This is a genomic window from Rhizobium sp. ZX09 (assembly GCF_017357485.1).
In the GTDB taxonomy this organism is placed as follows: Bacteria; Pseudomonadota; Alphaproteobacteria; order Rhizobiales; family Rhizobiaceae; genus Agrobacterium; species Agrobacterium pusense.
The window spans coordinates 2362501-2378660 of record NZ_CP031363.1; the positions used below are offsets into that span (position 1 = coordinate 2362501).

Here is a 16160-nt window from a genome sequence, read left to right on the forward strand (position 1 = left end):
CTCTAGCGGAAACCGTGCTCCATGCGCTGACCAGCGTCATTCATCCCGTCCTAATTGCGCGGGAAGATATCGGCAATTTGGCAACACGTTGCGATCAACTCATCGATTTAGTCGATGCGGGATTGCGCAATCCGCTTGCTAAGTGACGATTCCCAATTTACGTCACCTTCTCGCAGTTGCTTGCGAAGCGCAAAAGCCTGCGCTTCTATGCGCATGCGGTCCGGACAGAATAAGCGAATCGGGTCCCTTCCAAGGCCTTCGCCTGTCTTGTCTGTTTCCGGACGCGCATCCGCCGAGCGACATTGCGCTTATAGTTGAATGCGATCGATACGCAGGGAAGAACAATGAGCCGACGTATTTTACCCCTACTTGCTTCTCTGTGTGTGACCGCGATTCTGGCGGGCTGCAGCGATGGCGGCGAAAGCAGCCAGAACGCCGCCCAGGGCGCAGCGCGTCCGCCGTCTCCGGTCAGCGTCATTTTGATGAAGACCAGCGAATATCCGTTGACCACTGTTCTGCCGGGCCGCGCCAGCGCGTTCCAGACGGCTGAAATCCGGCCGCGCGTCACCGGCATCATCCGTGAAATCCCCTTCAAGGAAGGCAGCGAGGTGAAGCAGGGCGACGTTCTCTACCAGATCGAGGACAATACCTATCTGGCGGAAGTGGCGCAGGCCAAGGCCAACGTCGCGAAGGCCGAAGCAAGCATTCCGAGCGCCGAGGCCAACCTTGCGCGCTACGAGCGGCTGGTCAACAGCGGCGCGACGCAGATCGAATATGAAAACGCCAAGGTGACGCTGCTGCAGGCGCAGGCCGATGTGGCCCAGACCAAGGCGGCGCTGGAAACGGCGGAGATCAATCTCGATCTCACGAAGGTCCGTGCACCCTTCGACGGCATTACCAGCGCAACGGCCTTCAGCATCGGCAACGTGGTGACCGCGAACCAGACGACCGCTTTGACGACGCTTCGTCGCATCGATCCGATTTACATCGACCTGATGGAATCCAGCACCAATCTCCTGCGTCTGAAAAAGGCGATATCGTCCGGTCAGCTTGGTGGCGACACGAAAGAGACCGGCATTCATCTGACACTGGAAGATGGCACCGAATATAAGCATGACGGCAAGATCGACATGTCTGACATGGCGGTGAGCGAAACGACAGGCACTTTCTCCATCCGCGCCCTCTTCGATAATCCGGACGATCTCCTGCTTCCCGGCACCTATGTTCGCGCCACGCTCACCATCGGCAAGGAAAAGGGCTTCCGTATCCCGCAGCGCGCGGCGAGCCGCAACGCCAATGGCGAGCTGACGGCAAAATTCGTGACGGCGGAAAACAAGGTGGAAACCCGCACCTTCCCTTCCAGCCAGCAGTCGGGCAACGCCTGGCTGGTGACGGAAAACGTCAAGGATGGCGACAAGCTCATTGTCGACGGCTTCCAGTGGATCGCGGACGGCGCAACCGTGGCGCCGGTGGAAGTGACCATTGACGATCGGGGTATCGTCGTTGTGCCGCAGCAGGCTCAGCCTGCCGCCGCGCCTTCGAAATAAGCATGAGCGCGAGACCTCCGGTCGAAGCTCGTAAAAGGTAAGGCAAGGACTGCCATGGCCCATTTCTTCATCAGGCGCCCCGTTTTTGCATGGGTTATCGCCATCGTCATCATGCTGGGCGGCGCCCTTGCGATCTGGACTCTTTCCATTTCGCAATATCCCGACATTGCACCGACAACGGTCCGCGTCAGCGCGACCTACAATGGCGCCAGCGCCGAGACCGTGGAAAAATCGGTGACAACCATCATCGAGGACGGCATGACCGGCCTTGATGACCTCACCTATATGACCTCGTCGTCCTCGACCGGCAGTTCCGAAGTGACGCTGACATTCGGTAACAGCATCCTGCCTGACATCGCGCAGGTTCAGGTGCAGAACAAGCTGCAGCTTGTCCAGTCGCAATTGCCCGATACCGTGCAGCAGCGGGGTATCCAGGTCAGCCGCTCGACATCGAGCATCCTCATGGTTGGTGCACTGATCTCCACCGACGGCAAGCGCAATTCGGCCGATCTCGGCGACGTCTTCTCCTCGCGTGTCGAAGACCAGATCAAGCGCCTGGAAGGCGTGGGCAGCATCAATGTATTCGGCTCCGAATATGCGATGCGTATCTGGCTGGATCCCTTCAAGCTCAACAAATACCAGCTGACCACCGCAGACGTCACCGGCGCCATCGAAAGCCAGAACACCCAGGTTTCGGTCGGTTCGCTCGGTGCCGTTCCCGCCGTCAAGGGTCAGCAGCTCAACGTGACGGTGACGGCGCAGAGCCAGCTCACCACTGTCGCCGACTTCGAATCGGTCATCCTGAAAGTCGAAAAGGATGGCGCAACCGTCCGCCTCAGCGATGTTGCCCGTATTGAAATCGGCCAGGAAACCTATGGCGGCGATTCCCGCTCCAATGGCCGTCCTTCGGCCGGTTTCGCCGTCAACCTTGCCACGGGTGCCAACGCGCTCGACACGGCGGCGCGTGTAAAAGCTGCCCTGACCAACGTCGAAGGTTCGCTGCCTGAAGGCGTCGCGATCGAATATCCCTATGACACGACGCCGTTCGTGAAACTGTCGATCGAAAAGGTGGTGCATACGCTGATCGAGGCGATCATCCTCGTCTTCGTCGTGCTTCTGGTGTTCCTGCAGAACCTCAGAGCCACCTTTATTCCGATGATCGCCGTGCCGGTCGTGCTTCTCGGCACCTTCGGCGTTCTCGCGCTCACCGGGTATTCCATCAATACGCTCACCATGTTCGCCATGGTTCTGGCCATCGGTCTGCTCGTTGATGACGCCATCGTCGTTGTCGAAAACGTCGAACGAATCATGTCGGAGGAGGGTTTGTCGCCCGTCGAGGCCACCGAGAAGTCGATGGGTGAGATCACCGGAGCCATCATCGGTATCGCGCTTGTGCTCACCGCCGTGTTCATTCCGATGGCCTTCTTCGGCGGATCGACGGGCATCATCTACCGCCAGTTCTCGATCACCATCGTTTCGGCCATGCTGCTTTCGGCCGTAGTCGCCATCGTGCTGACGCCGGCGCTCTGCGCCACCATGCTGAAGCCGATCGACCATCACAAGAAGCAGCGCGGGCCGGGCGCGTGGTTCAACCGCGGCTTCGGCAAGACGACGGACGGCTACGTGTCCTCCATCGGTTATCTGCTGAAGCGGCCCCTGCGCGTCATGATCATCTTCGCAATCGTCATCGGTGGCTGCGTCTGGTTCTTCAGCAAGCTCCCCAGCTCGTTCCTGCCGCAGGAAGACCAGGGCGTGCTCCTGACCATCATCCAGACGCCGACCGGTTCGAATATCGAGCGAACCAATGAGGTGGTGAAGCAGGTTGAAAACTACTTCCGCGAAAAGGAAGCCGCCAATGTCGAATCGGTTTTCGGCGTTCTCGGCTTCAGCTTCAGTGGTTCGGGCCAGAACAACGCCATCGTCTTCACCAAACTCAAGGATTTCGCCGAGCGAACCGCACCCGACCAGCACGCGGGCGCCATCGTCCAGCGCGCCATGGGCACCTTCTTCGGTTTCCGCGATGCCCAGGTCTTCCCGCTTCTGCCGCCGGCCATTCAGGGCATGGGTACATCGAGCGGCTTCTCGATGTATCTCGTGGATAGCGGCCGCAACGGCACCGATGCCCTGACCGCTTCGTCCAAGGAACTGATTGCGCTTGCCACCGGCAATCCGAAGATCAGCTCGCTTCGAAGCGACAGCCAGGACAACGAAACCCAGATGAAGATCATCCTCGATAAGGAGAAGATGGGGGCAATGGGTGTCGATCTTTCCTCTGTCAATCTGATGCTGTCGACGATCTTCGCCGGCCGTGACGTCAATGACTTCACCCTCAACGGTGAACTCAAGCCAGTCTATGTCCAGGGCGACGCGCCTTACCGCATGCAGCCGGACGATCTCAAGTTCTGGTATGCCCGCAACACCAGCGGCGAGATGGTGCCATTCTCCTCCTTCAGCGAGGTGAAATGGATCAACGCTCCTCCGTCTCTGGCGCGCTTTAACGGCACGGGCGCCATCTCGCTCGAAGGCACTGCCGGCGCCGGCGTAGCCTCCGGTGATGCCATGGACGAAATGGAACGGCTGACGGCGAGCCTGCCGGGCGGTTACACGGTCGCGTGGCAGGGCATCTCCTATCAGGAACGCCTTTCCGGCTCACAGGCGCCGATGCTCTATGCGCTCTCGGTGCTGATCGTGTTCCTTTGCCTTGCCGCCCTTTATGAAAGCTGGTCCATCCCCTTCTCCGTCATCATGGCCGTGCCGGTGGGTGTCCTCGGCGCCTTGGCCGCGGCGCATTTCTTCGGCCAGTCGAACGACGTCTACTTCAAGGTGGGCCTGCTGACGACCATCGGCCTCGCGGCAAAGAATGCGATCCTGATCGTCGAATTCGCCAAGGAGAGACAGGAGCACGGGCTGAGTCTCATGGAAGCGACACTGGAGGCCGCGAAGCTGCGCCTGCGGCCGATCATCATGACATCGCTGGCCTTCATCCTCGGTGTTGTGCCTCTCGCAATCGCAACCGGTGCGGGTTCAGCCGCCCAAAATGCAATCGGGATTGGAGTGTTGGGTGGTATGCTTTCTGCAACACTGCTCGGAATTTTCTTCGTTCCGTCCTTTTTCGTCATCATTCGTCGCCTTTCAAGGCGTTAACAAAACAAAAATGGGCTGTGCCAACCGTTAATACGCTGCTAGAAATGTTGCCGATTTGGCAATTGCACGTTTCTACGGCAGATCGACCGCGCAGCCCATTTTTCACCAAGCCGCGCTCGGTAAGCCAACCAGAGAATTGGGAAAATTATATGCTGTCTATTCGCGCTACTCTTCCCCTGACAATGCTGCTGCTCTCAGGCTGCGTTGTCGGACCCGACCACAAGACACCGGAAATCCAATTGCCGGGAAAGTTTGCGGAAGCCGGAAAAACCAGTAACGGCGACATCAGCACCGTTGCGTGGTGGACAGCCTTCAATGACAGCCGCCTGAACGGTTACGTTGCTACCGGCCTGAAGCAGAACCTGACGGTGATGCAGGCCATCGAGCGTATCAACCAGGCGGAAGCCAACGTGATTTCAGCCGGCGCAGGCGGCCTGCCCAGCCTGACCGCCAATGGCAGCCACACGACCAGCGAGACGAAGGGCAGCTACCGCGACGTTCCTGTCACCAACGTCTCTTCCGGCAGCCTCAGCGTTTCCTGGCTGCTCGATCTCTTCGGCCGCTACCGTCGCGCCACGGAAAGCGCCAATGCATCGCTCGATGCGGCTTATTCAAGCGTCGACGTTCAGCGCCTGACGCTGATTTCCTCGGTTGCCTCGGCTTACATCGATGTACGCTATTATCAGGAGCGTCTGGCGATCGCCCGCCAAAACCTGGCTTCCCGCCGCGAAACACTGGATCTGACCAAGCTTCAGCTTGAAGCCGGTGCGGCTTCGCGGCTCGACGTTGTCCAGTCCGAAGGTCTGGTCAACTCCACCCTGTCCGACATACCGGGCCTCGAAACCAACTTCCGCAAGGCGGCGCACCGCATCGCCACGCTGCTCGGCCTGCCCGCCTCGTCGCTGATCGCCGAGTTGCAGAAGGGCGCGCGCCAGCCCGTGGCCCGCAGTGTACCACGCACTGGCATTCCGGCAGACCTCATTCGCAACCGTCCGGATATCCGCGTCGCCGAGCGCGAACTTGCGGCAGCCGTGGCAAAGATCGGCGTTGCCGAATCGCAGCTTTATCCGAGCATTGAACTCGGCGGCGCCATCACCCCGAGCTACAACTTCGTCAGCGGCGGCAACAGAGGTACGGCAAACAGCTGGTCCTTCGGCCCGAGCCTTGTTCTTCCGATCCTCGATGGCGGCAGCATTCGCGCCAATATCGACCTCGCCAACTCGCAGGCGCGCGAAGAATATCTCGCATGGAAGCAGACGGTCCTCAACGCCGTCGAAGAGGTTGAAAACGCCCTGGCCGCAGTCAATCGCGACCAGCGCACCGCCGACGCATTGCGCAAGACGGTCGCTTCCTACCAGGAAGCGTTGCAGCTCTCGACCGCCAGCTACCGCGACGGTGCATCTTCGCTGCTTGACGTTCTCGATGCGCAGCGTCAGGTTTCCACCGCACAGGCAAGCCTTGCCACGGCGATCCAGCAGACCGCGCAGGACTATGTGTCGCTGAACGTGGCGTTGGGCGGCGGTTATGCCTTTGGCCAGACGACCGCGCCGAAGAAGCCGGCAGGCCCGACCGTTACGGCGGCCAAGGGCATGTAATCAACAGCCCGAAAAGACAAAAAAGCCCGCGTCGAGACGCGGGCTTTTTGTTATTCGCAGCATGGAATAAAAAAGCACCGGGAACCGGTGCTTTTTGTCTACTCAATTGCCAGAATCAGTTCTTGGCACGCTCGACGTAGGAATTGTCTTCCGTCGCGATGACCACGCGAATGCCGGCATCGATATGCGGCGGCACCATGGTGCGGATACCGTTGGAAAGAATGGCGGGCTTGTAAGAAGAAGACGCCGTCTGGCCCTTTACGACCGGCTCGGTTTCCGTGATCTCAAGCGTGACGTGGCGCGGCAGTTCGACAGCCAGCGGATTGCCTTCGTGGATGGAAAGAACGCAGGTCATGCCTTCCTGAAGATAGGCCTTCTGTTCACCCATCGTCTCCACATCCACCACGACCTGATCATAATTCTCAGGGTTCATGAAGTGGAAGCCTTCGCCATCTTCATAGAGAAACTGGAAGTTCAGGTCTTCGACGAAAGCACGCTCGACCTGCTCGGTGGTGCGCCAGCGCTCGGAGACCTTCACGCCATCAACGATGCGGCGCATGTCCACCTGCGTGACCGGCGTGCCCTTGCCGGGATGAAAGTTCTGCGCGGTGAGAACGACGTAAAGCTTGCCGTCCACGTCGAGAACATTGCCCTTGCGGACGGATGAGGCGATAACCTTGACCATATGACTTCCTTGTAACTCGATGAAATGCGTCGTAAAGGACTGCGCGGCAGCACCAGCCCCGGCAGACGTTTTGTCTTTTTTCTGGGGCGCAACTACCTTAAATCCGCACGGATTGCCAGCCTTCTACAGCAATTCGCGGAAGAGTACCTAGCGGTTTTCGCCCCGGAACCGCTTTAAATAACGCAACCAGGTGTTTTGCAGCCTGTTTATCCGCAATCCGGGGCGGGACAGAAGACGGAAACGAAGAACGATGCGCGCAAGCAACGAAACAATGTCGCCATGGTGGACGCCCGACGTCCATGCCGACCGTCGCGCCTTCCTGCTTGGCCGCAACGCCGTCCAGTCGGCCTTTCGCGGCTATTTCGCCCGCGCCGATTTTCTGGAGGTCGATACCGCCACGCTGCAGATCTCGCCAGGCAACGAGGCACACCTCCACGCATTTGCCACTGAAGGCGTGACGCCGGGCGGCGACGCCGTGCCGCTTTATCTTCACACGTCTCCGGAATTCGCCTGCAAGAAGCTGCTTGCGGCGGGTGAAAAACGCATCTCCTGTTTCGCCCATGTCTACAGGAACCGGGAGCGGGGCCCGCTGCACCACCCCGAATTCACCATGCTGGAATGGTATCGCGCAGGCGAAACCTATGAGAGCCTGATGAAGGACAGCGCCAGTCTTCTCGCTCTCGCGGCCGAAACCACGGGCACGAAACATTTTTCCTATCGCGGGCGCAGCGTTGATCCCTTTCTCGAGCCCGAACGCCTGAGTGTCGCTGAGGCCTTCGAACGCTATGCCGGAATCGACCTTCTGGCCACAATCAGCGGAGACGGCGAGACCGACAGCCAGCACCTTGCCGCAAGCCTCGCCAGTGCCGACATCCGGGTGGCCGAGGATGATACCTGGGCGGATATGTTCAGCCGTGTCATCGTCGAACGGGTCGAGCCGGAACTTGGCTTCGGACGCGCGACAATTCTCGATGAATATCCGACAAGCGAAGCAGCCCTCGCCCGCAGATCCCCGAGGGATGCGCGCGTGGCGGAACGTTTCGAGCTTTATGCCTGCGGCGTGGAACTTGCCAATGCCTTCGGTGAATTGACCGACGCTGCCGAGCAGAGGCGGCGTTTTGAAACGGAGATGGCGGAAAAGCAGCGTGTCTATGGCGAGACTTATCCGCTGGACGAGGATTTTCTGGCTGCGCTCGCCATCATGCCGCCGGCAAGCGGCATAGCTCTGGGTTTCGACCGGCTGGTGATGCTGGCCACAGGCGCACCCCGCATCGATCTCGTCATGTGGGCCCCGGTTGTGGAATACGGACGATGACAGGCTCTGAGACCATCAAGACACCGGAGGCACTGCTGGAAGCAGGGCTGATCGAAGCCGGCGCACTCGACAGCCTGCGGCCGGTCACGCAGCGTTACGCACTGGCTATCACGCCAGCGGTTGCCGAACTGATCGACATCGGCGATCCGAACGATCCCATCGCCCGGCAGTTCGTGCCGGATGCGGCCGAGCTTATCCATCTTGCCGAAGAGCGGGAGGATCCGATAGGCGATGACGCCCATAGCCCCGTGCATGGCATCGTTCACCGTTATCCGGACCGGGTTCTTTTAAAGGCGGTGCATATATGCCCTGTTTATTGCCGTTTCTGTTTTCGCCGTGAAATGGTCGGTCCGCAGGGTAATGGCATGATGAGCCCGCAGCAGCTGGACGCCGCATTCGACTATATAAAGGCGAACCCGGCGATCTGGGAGGTCATCCTCACCGGCGGCGATCCACTGGTGCTCTCCCCGCGGCGACTTTTCGATCTGATGCAACGACTGAAAGACATATCGCATCTGAAGATCGTCCGATTCCACACCCGCGTGCCCGTAGTCGATCCCGATCGCATCGATGAAGCGATGATCGACGCGCTGAAATCCAGCGGCAAGACGACTTATGTTGCCCTGCATGCGAATCACGCGCGGGAACTCGGCGACGCCGCAAGACTAGCCTCGGCACGCCTCATTGATGCGGGGATCGCCATGGTCAGCCAGACCGTGCTTTTAAAAGGTGTCAACGACGATCCGGCGATTCTTGCCGAACTGATGCGGGCATTCGTCGAGACCCGCATCAAGCCCTATTATCTTCACCACCCCGATCTGGCGCCCGGCACCAGCCACTTCCGCCTGTCGATAGAAGAAGGGCAGCGAATCGTGTCTGCCTTGCGCGGACGCATCTCCGGTCTCTGCCAGCCGACCTATGTTCTCGACATACCCGGCGGCCACGGCAAGGCGCCCATTGGCGGAAATGCGGCCGAAAAGACCCGGGACGGCCGTTTTTCAATATCTGACTTCAACGGAAACGATCATATTTATCCGCCGCAGCCATCCGGACGCGATTAAAAAAGCTAAAAAAGCCCGTTGCGCCGGGCCTTTTGACGCCGACCCCGAGCGGAAACAAAAATTTCACAATTCCGCCCCTCTCCTGTCATCATAAAGAAAAATATTCTACCTATAACAATCAGCATTGATTTTAGTGCTGGTCTGGATTATCAGTGTGGAACTGGAGAACGAGTCTCCTGATTCCGGATCAACACCAATACAGGGAGTGTGTCATGTCAAAATACAATCGCATCAACGCAATCCTTGGTCTTGAATCTTGGAATGCTGGATTTAAATCCACGTGTTCCCGCTGCTGTCGAATGTGACTTAACAGTCTCAATTTCCTGAAAATCAGTTCGACAACATGCTGTGAGAAGTAGCCACAGCGGGAGTTTATCTATGCAGAAGCAAGTTATTGAATTCGCCGGCGAGCCCGTCGGCATCGTCATCCCGGACAACGACCGGCTGAAGTTTATTGCGGTGAAGTTCCACGTTCACGATCTGGACGAGCAGAAGTTCGACAGTGCGGACGATGTGCGGATCGCGATTCGCGACCTCGTGCGTAATCGGAACCTGGCCGCGGTAGCCTGATGCGCGAAAGCCATCGCCCGCTTACAAAACCGTCAAAACGAAAGCGCGCCCCATATCGGACCCGACATTGTGGGCCGGCGGCGCGCTTTTCCTTTGGCTGACAGTCCTGCCTGCAAGACACCGCCTTCCACTTTAATTGGTCTGCCTATGCAGGTTTTTGCGAAATTCGCAAACGCGCCTAAGCCCCCCCACATTTCCTTGTTCCGACAAGGCGCTGAGCTGACAGGCTCCCGGAACGGGCAGAATGAGACGCCGTCGCAGACTCTCAAGTTTGATGTCAGAAGGCCGTAAAGGTCAGCGTTGTCAGCGAACGAACGATGCCCGGAATATTGACGATGTTCTGATTGATGAATTTGCCGATATCCTCTTCCTGCGGAAGATAGATTTTCAGCAGAAGATCATATTCACCGCTGGTGGAATAAAGTTCGGAAACCAGTTCGGTTTTATAGATGGCGTCGGCGACATCATAGGTCTTGCCGGGCTCGCATTGAAGCTGAACAAAAATGGGCTTCACGGACATCTCCCGTATTGAAACTCTCAAGGCACGGCTCTGGCGCCACGCATCACGGCGCACTATTGGCTGAGCCGCATCGTTCTTGCAAGACCGCGCAAGGGTTTAAGCAGAAAACTCGCCGGCCTCGACGCCGGTTCCACCTCCTGCCTCGGAAACGATCCAGCGCCGAAAGCTTTCAAGCGGTGCGTAACCGGCGCGATCCGGCATGCAGGCGAGATAATACGCCTCCTCGCTTTCCGCCTCGCCGGCAACGGCCGCGACAAGTCGGCCACTTCGCAACTCCTCTTCGATCATGAAAGCAGGAATGAGCGACACACCGAGACCGGCGCTCGCCGCTTCGGCGATGGTGGTGAACTGATCGAAAAGCATGCCGTGTACGTTGTCGAATACCACGCCGTGACTGCGAAACCATTGCTCCCAGGCATCGGGTCGGGTTGTCATGTGGAGTAGCGGAACATGAAGCAGATCATCAGGCGTTGAAAATCGGTGTCGCGTTTTGAAAGCGGGGCTGCATACGGCAACCATCTTTTCGTGCATCAGGAAAACAAGTTCGGTACCCGGCCAGTGCGGCAAGCCGAAATGAATCGCCGCATCGACCGTATCGGTCTTGAAATCGAAAAGCGAAGACCGCGTCAGAAGATTGACGGAAATACCCGGGTGGCGTGCGATAAAATCGGGCAGGCGCGGCACGAGCCAGCGTGTGCCGAAGCTTGGCAGCACCCCGAGATTGAGCGTGCCGCCACCCGGATTGGCGCGCAGATTGAGGGAAGCCGTCGATATGCGCCGCAGGGCTTCGCGTATTTCCCGGCCGTAACCCTCCCCTGCCCTTGTCAACCGGATCGTCTGTCGCTCGCGAAGGAACAGCGCCACCCCGAGCTGTTCTTCGAGGGCCAGGATTTGCCGGCTGACGGCACCCTGGGTCAGGCCGAGCTCCCGCGCAGCCGCGGTAACGCTGCCGGTGCGCGAAGCGGCTTCGAATGCCGCAAGAAGCGAAAGCGACGGCAAAAAACGGCGGGGCGGCAGGACCATATTCCCTCACGGAATGAACTCTTGACGATATGTCGATATTCAACAGGCGGCGAGGCTTGTAAAGTCTTATAAACAAGGGCTTGTCACTCATACGAAAACCAAATGAACTCGCCCGGACATGGTGGAACAATGTATAATGACCCCCGCTCGCACGGCCTCTGGGAAAAGACCGCGCCGCAGCCACCCGCAACAGCTGTCTTAAAGGGCTCCGTGGCTGCCGATGTCGTAATCGTCGGTGGCGGTTTCACCGGGCAATCTGCGACGCTCCACCTTGCCGAACGGGACATAAATGTCGTCCTGCTCGAAGCCAGGGAAATCGGCTTCGGCGGCGCGGGGCGCAATGTCGGCCTTATCAATGGCGGCATGTGGGTCATGCCAAAAGAATTGCCTGGCGTGCTGGGTGAGACTTACGGCGAGCGGCTTCTCGGCCTTCTGGGCAATGCGCCACTTCTCGTGCGAGACCTGGTGGAAAAACACGCAATTCCCTGCGAGATCGAAAAAAACGGAACGCTGCATTGCGCAGTTGGTGAAAAAGGGCTCCGTGAAATCCGCGAACGCTGCGAACAATGGGCCGAAAGGGGCGCGCCTGTTCGTGTTCTCGATGCAGAGGAAACGGCCAGACGCACGGGCACGACAGCCTATTCCGGCGCACTTCTGGATACGCGCGCAGGCACAATTCAGCCGCTCGCCTATGTTCGCGGTCTCGCCGCCGCCGCGCAGAAGGCGGGCGCACGGCTGTATACGGATACCCCCGTGGTAGCCACCGAACGCAACGGTGGACAATGGGTCGTGAAGACGCCAAACGGATCGGTAACCGCCAAATGGATCGTGGTGGCGACCGAAGCCTACAGCACGGGACCGTGGCAGGTCGTTCGCGATGAACAGATTTATCTGCCCTATTTCAACTTCACGACCAGACCTCTCGGCGACAATCTGCAAAAAAGCATCCTCCCCGGCCGCGAGGGCTGCTGGGACACGAAGGAAATTCTCTCATCCTTCCGCATGGACAAGGCTGGCCGGCTGGTCTTCGGCAGTGTCGGGGCGCTGCGCGGCACGGGTGCCGCCATTCACCGCGCCTGGGCGAAACGGTCGCTGAAGCGGCTTTTTCCGCAGCTTGGGGATACCGAGTTCGAGTGTGAATGGTACGGCCAGATCGGTATGACCGACAATGCCGTGCCCCGCTTTCACAAATTCGCCGAAAATGTCGTCGGCTTTTCAGGCTATAATGGCCGCGGCATCGCACCGGGCACGGCCTTCGGCAAAGTCATTGCACAGCATGTTCTCGGTGAGATAACCGAGGCGGAATTGCCTTTGCCTTTAACGGAACCAAAAGCGCAGCCCTTCAGGGCTCTGAAGGAAGCCTATTATGAAGCAGGTGCACAGATAGCCCATTTCGCCGGCGAGCGTTTTTGATCCGACTTACGGTCCGACAGAAACATTGGGCCCGATATTTGATTACGACCTTTGCCGTTTCTTGTGTGCTTGCCATCCCCATCGCTGTCACGGGATTTCAGTCAGCGCAAGTCGGTCTGAAAAGACACTCCCGTGACGCAGACGCTCATCTAACGCATTCCTGTGACGAGCAGAGAACTGAGGTCGGAAAAGGCCCCGCGTCGGGAATTTTGTCATCCTTCGATATATCCTTGAAAATATAATGAATGCGCGATAGGCCTATCGATATATTCATAGGAATATCTCGTACCGGGGCATCACACCATGAGACTTTTGCGTCGCAGCTTCTTCAAAACCATCGCCACAGTGACATTCTTCTGCCTCGCGGCCTCCTTTGCAGCCGTTCCGGCCCATGCCGCCGAAAAAGTCACGGTGTTTGCCGCAGCCAGCATGAAAAACGCACTGGACGGCATCAACGCCGAGTGGGCGAAGGAAAGCGGTAATGAAGCGGCGGCTTCTTATGCCGCAAGTTCAGCGCTCGCCAAGCAGATCGAGCAGGGCGCACCAGCGGATATCTTCATTTCCGCCGACCTTGCATGGATGGATTATGTCGCTGAAAAGAAGCTGATCAACGCTGACAGCCGCTCCAATCTTCTAGGCAACCGCATCGTTCTCGTCGCTCCCGCCGACAAGGCCAAGCCGGTCGAGATCAAGCAGGGCTTTGATCTTGGGGCTCTGGTAGGTGACGGCCGCCTGGCCATGGGCGCGGTGGATTCCGTACCCGCCGGCAAATACGGCAAGGCCGCGCTGGAAAAACTCGGCGTCTGGTCGTCGGTCGAACAAAAGGTCGCCGGCGCGGAAAGCGTGCGTGCCGCCCTGCTGCTCGTCTCGCGCGGAGAGGCGCCCTATGGCATCGTCTACCAGACCGATGCGGCTGCCGATCCCGGTGTGAAGATCGTCGGCACGTTCCCTGAAGACAGCCATCCGCCGATCATCTATCCCGTGGCCATTCTTTCGGAGGCAAAATCGCCGGCGGCAAAAGCCTATCTGAATTTCCTGAAGTCCGAAAAGGCAACGCCCTTCTTCGAAAAACAGGGCTTTACGGTCTTGAAATAAACTGCTTTCCCTGGCCCAGGGGCCGCAAGAGATGACGGTTACGGGATATGGCGTTGCATTGGTGGACACTCAGCCCCGAAGAATGGACGGCGATCAGGCTCAGCCTGTGGGTGTCCTCCGTTGCCATGCTCGCCAGCCTGCCGTTCGGCATTCTCATCGCCTTGGCGTTGGCGCGCGGCCGCTTCTGGGGCAAGTCTCTCCTCAACGGCATCGTCCACCTGCCGCTTATCCTGCCGCCTGTCGTAACCGGTTTTCTGCTGCTGGTTCTTTTCGGCCGCCGGGGCGCCATCGGACAATTTCTCGACAGCTGGTTCGGCATCGTCTTCTCCTTTCGGTGGACGGGGGCAGCTCTCGCATGCGCTGTCATGGCCTTTCCGCTGATGGTGCGCTCCATCCGCCTTTCCATCGAAGCGGTGGATCGCAAGCTGGAAGAGGCGGCGGGAACATTGGGGGCCAATCCGCTCTGGGTGTTCTTCACCGTTACCCTGCCCCTGACCCTGCCCGGCATCATCGCCGGCATGATTCTCGCTTTCGCCAAGGCCATGGGCGAATTTGGCGCGACCATCACTTTCGTTTCAAACATTCCGGGCGAAACGCAGACATTGTCCGCCGCCATCTACACCTTCACGCAGGTCCCGGGCGGCGACGCCGGTGCGCTGCGGCTTACAATCGTTTCGGTTGCGATTTCCATGCTCGCTCTGCTCGTCTCGGAATTGCTGGCCCGCGTAATCGGCAAACGGATGAGCATGGAATGACGCTTTCGGTTTCCATCCGCCACCGTCTTGGCGCCTTCGAACTTGACGCGTCATTCATGTCCGAAGGCGGAGTGACCGCGCTTTTCGGGCGCTCGGGCTCCGGCAAAACCTCAATGATACGCATCATCGCCGGCCTGCTGCGGCCGGATGATGGACAGGTTTCACTTGATGGCAAAGTGCTGACCGACAGCGGAAAACGACTGTTTCTGCCGGCGCACAAACGCCATTTCGGTTATGTCTTTCAGGAAGCGCGGCTCTTCCCGCATCTCAGCGTCGCCCAAAACCTGAACTACGGCAGGTGGTTCACTGCGAATAAAACGACGGGCACGGATGGGGACCATATTGTCGACATGCTCGGCATTGGCCATCTTCTGCACCGACGCCCGAACAAACTTTCCGGCGGCGAAAAGCAACGTGTGGCTATCGGCCGCGCCCTGCTTTCTTCACCCAGATTGCTGCTGATGGACGAGCCGCTCGCCTCGCTGGACGAACAGCGGAAAGCGGAGATCATTCCCTATCTCGAACGGCTGCGGGACGAGACGAAAATCCCTGTTGTCTATGTCAGCCACTCGATCCACGAGGTCGCCCGTCTGGCCGATCGCATCGTTGTTATGAAGGACGGAACGGTGGAAACGCAGGGAAAAGCCGCCGAAGTGCTGGCAAGACCCGATTTCAGCACCCATCTCGAAAGGCGCGAGGCGGGCAGCATTCTTTCCGGGCGCATTGAAAGCTTCGACGAGCGGCATGGGCTTGCCGCCGTAAAGCTAAAAACCATGCTGCTTCACGTTCCGGCAAAAAGCGGAATATGCGGCAGCCCGGTGCGCGTGCTCATACCCGCACGCGATGTAATGCTTGCAACCGTAAAACCTGAAGGCTTGAGCGCGCTCAACATTCTCAACGGCCGTGTCGCAAACGTTTCCATGAGCGAAGACGCCATGGTCACGGTTCAGGTGGATTGCGGCGGTGACATCATCCAGTCGCGCATCACAGACCTCTCTCGCGAAAGGTTGCAGCTGGAACCCGGAAAACCGGTGCATGCAATCATAAAGTCAGCGGCTATCGATCCCTATTGAGAGCAGCGTCAGGATTGCGGTTGGCCTCCAGCCAGTCGATATCCTGATGTAGGGCTTCGTTCATCCGCATTTGCATGTCGCGATAACGCGCCAGCAATTCGGTGCCGAAGACGGTCAGCGCCGCCCCGCCGCCCTGTTTGCCCCCGCGCTGCGATTCGATAACCGGTTGTCGAAACATACGGTTCAGCGCATCCACCAACAGCCACGCGCGGCGATATGACATGTCCATCGCCCGCCCGGCGGCGGAAATCGAGCCGGTCTCGACAATCAGTTCCATCAATTCGATCTTGCCGTGGCCGAGGCGTTCTCCGGGCGGAAAATCAATGCGAAGGACAGGTTTCAGTGGCGGAAGAGTCTCACTCAT

The 16160-nt window shown here is 58.7% G+C and carries 15 protein-coding genes (1 of these 15 running past the window's edge); 11 read left to right on the forward strand and 4 right to left on the reverse strand.

Features of this window, described 5'->3' with window-relative positions:
• The 4 genes from BTN45_RS11710 to BTN45_RS11725 all read left to right on the forward strand — a co-directional run.
• A protein-coding gene (locus BTN45_RS11710) for a TetR/AcrR family transcriptional regulator (protein WP_207587922.1) crosses the window boundary here: on the forward strand, window positions 1-146 show its 3' portion. The gene continues 514 nt to the left of window position 1, outside the view; only the last 146 of its 660 coding nucleotides appear in the window; its start codon lies beyond the left edge, outside the window; it ends in the stop codon at window positions 144-146.
• Between the two features lie 198 nt (window positions 147-344).
• On the forward strand, window positions 345-1547 hold the full coding sequence (locus tag BTN45_RS11715) for an efflux RND transporter periplasmic adaptor subunit (RefSeq protein ID WP_207587924.1): 1203 nt from the start codon (window positions 345-347) through the stop codon (window positions 1545-1547).
• 54 nt (window positions 1548-1601) lie between these two features.
• Window positions 1602-4691 carry an efflux RND transporter permease subunit gene (locus BTN45_RS11720; protein ID WP_207587927.1) on the forward strand — a complete coding sequence of 1030 codons (3090 nt, stop codon included), beginning with the start codon at window positions 1602-1604 and terminating at the stop codon, window positions 4689-4691.
• 149 nt (window positions 4692-4840) lie between these two features.
• Window positions 4841-6286, forward strand: coding sequence for an efflux transporter outer membrane subunit (locus tag BTN45_RS11725; protein ID WP_207587929.1), 1446 nt, complete (start codon window positions 4841-4843; stop codon window positions 6284-6286).
• A 115-nt stretch (window positions 6287-6401) separates the two neighbouring features.
• On the opposite strand, the gene efp is transcribed toward BTN45_RS11725, so the two are convergent.
• Complete coding sequence (gene efp, locus BTN45_RS11730; protein WP_207587931.1) at window positions 6402-6971, reverse strand: elongation factor P; 570 nt, start codon at window positions 6969-6971, stop codon at window positions 6402-6404.
• A 250-nt stretch (window positions 6972-7221) separates the two neighbouring features.
• On the opposite strand from efp, the gene epmA reads away from it, so the two are divergent.
• From epmA to BTN45_RS11745, 3 genes are all read left to right on the forward strand, one after another.
• The gene (gene epmA / locus BTN45_RS11735; RefSeq protein WP_207587933.1) at window positions 7222-8286 is read left to right on the forward strand and encodes an EF-P lysine aminoacylase EpmA; all 1065 of its coding nucleotides are present in this window, start codon (window positions 7222-7224) and stop codon (window positions 8284-8286) included.
• Window positions 8283-9347: a lysine-2,3-aminomutase-like protein gene (locus BTN45_RS11740; protein WP_207587935.1), complete on the forward strand. Its 1065-nt coding sequence runs from the start codon at window positions 8283-8285 to the stop codon at window positions 9345-9347. The genes epmA and BTN45_RS11740 overlap by 4 nt, the downstream gene beginning before the upstream one ends.
• Before the next feature lie 378 nt (window positions 9348-9725).
• Window positions 9726-9917 carry a hypothetical protein gene (locus tag BTN45_RS11745; protein WP_003492264.1) on the forward strand — a complete coding sequence of 64 codons (192 nt, stop codon included), beginning with the start codon at window positions 9726-9728 and terminating at the stop codon, window positions 9915-9917.
• A 277-nt stretch (window positions 9918-10194) separates the two neighbouring features.
• Here the strand turns inward: BTN45_RS11745 and BTN45_RS11750 are convergent, their stop codons facing one another.
• Window positions 10195-10431, reverse strand: coding sequence for an Lrp/AsnC ligand binding domain-containing protein (locus BTN45_RS11750; RefSeq protein ID WP_003521320.1), 237 nt, complete (start codon window positions 10429-10431; stop codon window positions 10195-10197).
• Between the two features lie 102 nt (window positions 10432-10533).
• A complete protein-coding gene (locus BTN45_RS11755; protein WP_207587937.1) occupies window positions 10534-11460 on the reverse strand; it encodes a LysR family transcriptional regulator in 927 nt (308 codons plus the stop codon).
• A 129-nt stretch (window positions 11461-11589) separates the two neighbouring features.
• Here BTN45_RS11755 and BTN45_RS11760 point away from each other — a divergent pair, with 129 nt between their 5' ends.
• The 4 genes from BTN45_RS11760 to modC all read left to right on the forward strand — a co-directional run bounded on the left by BTN45_RS11760 (window position 11590) and on the right by modC (window position 15796).
• Window positions 11590-12873, forward strand: a complete 1284-nt coding sequence (locus BTN45_RS11760) for an FAD-binding oxidoreductase (protein ID WP_207587939.1) — start codon at window positions 11590-11592, stop codon at window positions 12871-12873.
• Between the two features lie 303 nt (window positions 12874-13176).
• The gene (modA, locus tag BTN45_RS11765) at window positions 13177-13968 is read left to right on the forward strand and encodes a molybdate ABC transporter substrate-binding protein (protein ID WP_207587948.1); all 792 of its coding nucleotides are present in this window, start codon (window positions 13177-13179) and stop codon (window positions 13966-13968) included.
• A 47-nt stretch (window positions 13969-14015) separates the two neighbouring features.
• The gene (gene modB / locus BTN45_RS11770; RefSeq protein WP_207587959.1) at window positions 14016-14723 is read left to right on the forward strand and encodes a molybdate ABC transporter permease subunit; all 708 of its coding nucleotides are present in this window, start codon (window positions 14016-14018) and stop codon (window positions 14721-14723) included.
• The gene (gene modC, locus BTN45_RS11775; protein WP_207587967.1) at window positions 14720-15796 is read left to right on the forward strand and encodes a molybdenum ABC transporter ATP-binding protein; all 1077 of its coding nucleotides are present in this window, start codon (window positions 14720-14722) and stop codon (window positions 15794-15796) included. The genes modB and modC overlap by 4 nt, the downstream gene beginning before the upstream one ends.
• Here modC and BTN45_RS11780 read toward each other — a convergent pair.
• Complete coding sequence (locus tag BTN45_RS11780; protein ID WP_207587968.1) at window positions 15780-16160, reverse strand: winged helix-turn-helix domain-containing protein; 381 nt, start codon at window positions 16158-16160, stop codon at window positions 15780-15782. The two genes, modC and BTN45_RS11780, sit on opposite strands and share 17 nt — an antisense overlap.

What these genes read in the sequence shown, in the direction of transcription:
- BTN45_RS11715 (WP_207587924.1), top strand. Translation starts at nt 345, where the DNA reads ATGAGCCGACGTATTTTACCCCTACTTGCTTCTCTGTGTGTGACCGCG.
- BTN45_RS11720 (WP_207587927.1), top strand. Translation starts at nt 1,602, where the DNA reads ATGGCCCATTTCTTCATCAGGCGCCCCGTTTTTGCATGGGTTATCGCC.
- BTN45_RS11725 (WP_207587929.1), top strand. Translation starts at nt 4,841, where the DNA reads ATGCTGTCTATTCGCGCTACTCTTCCCCTGACAATGCTGCTGCTCTCA.
- efp (WP_207587931.1), bottom strand. Translation starts at nt 6,971, where the DNA reads ATGGTCAAGGTTATCGCCTCATCCGTCCGCAAGGGCAATGTTCTCGAC.
- epmA (WP_207587933.1), top strand. Translation starts at nt 7,222, where the DNA reads ATGCGCGCAAGCAACGAAACAATGTCGCCATGGTGGACGCCCGACGTC.
- BTN45_RS11740 (WP_207587935.1), top strand. Translation starts at nt 8,283, where the DNA reads ATGACAGGCTCTGAGACCATCAAGACACCGGAGGCACTGCTGGAAGCA.
- BTN45_RS11745 (WP_003492264.1), top strand. Translation starts at nt 9,726, where the DNA reads ATGCAGAAGCAAGTTATTGAATTCGCCGGCGAGCCCGTCGGCATCGTC.
- BTN45_RS11755 (WP_207587937.1), bottom strand. Translation starts at nt 11,460, where the DNA reads ATGGTCCTGCCGCCCCGCCGTTTTTTGCCGTCGCTTTCGCTTCTTGCG.
- BTN45_RS11760 (WP_207587939.1), top strand. Translation starts at nt 11,590, where the DNA reads ATGTATAATGACCCCCGCTCGCACGGCCTCTGGGAAAAGACCGCGCCG.
- modA (WP_207587948.1), top strand. Translation starts at nt 13,177, where the DNA reads ATGAGACTTTTGCGTCGCAGCTTCTTCAAAACCATCGCCACAGTGACA.
- modB (WP_207587959.1), top strand. Translation starts at nt 14,016, where the DNA reads ATGGCGTTGCATTGGTGGACACTCAGCCCCGAAGAATGGACGGCGATC.
- modC (WP_207587967.1), top strand. Translation starts at nt 14,720, where the DNA reads ATGACGCTTTCGGTTTCCATCCGCCACCGTCTTGGCGCCTTCGAACTT.
- BTN45_RS11780 (WP_207587968.1), bottom strand. Translation starts at nt 16,160, where the DNA reads ATGAGTGAGACTCTTCCGCCACTGAAACCTGTCCTTCGCATTGATTTT.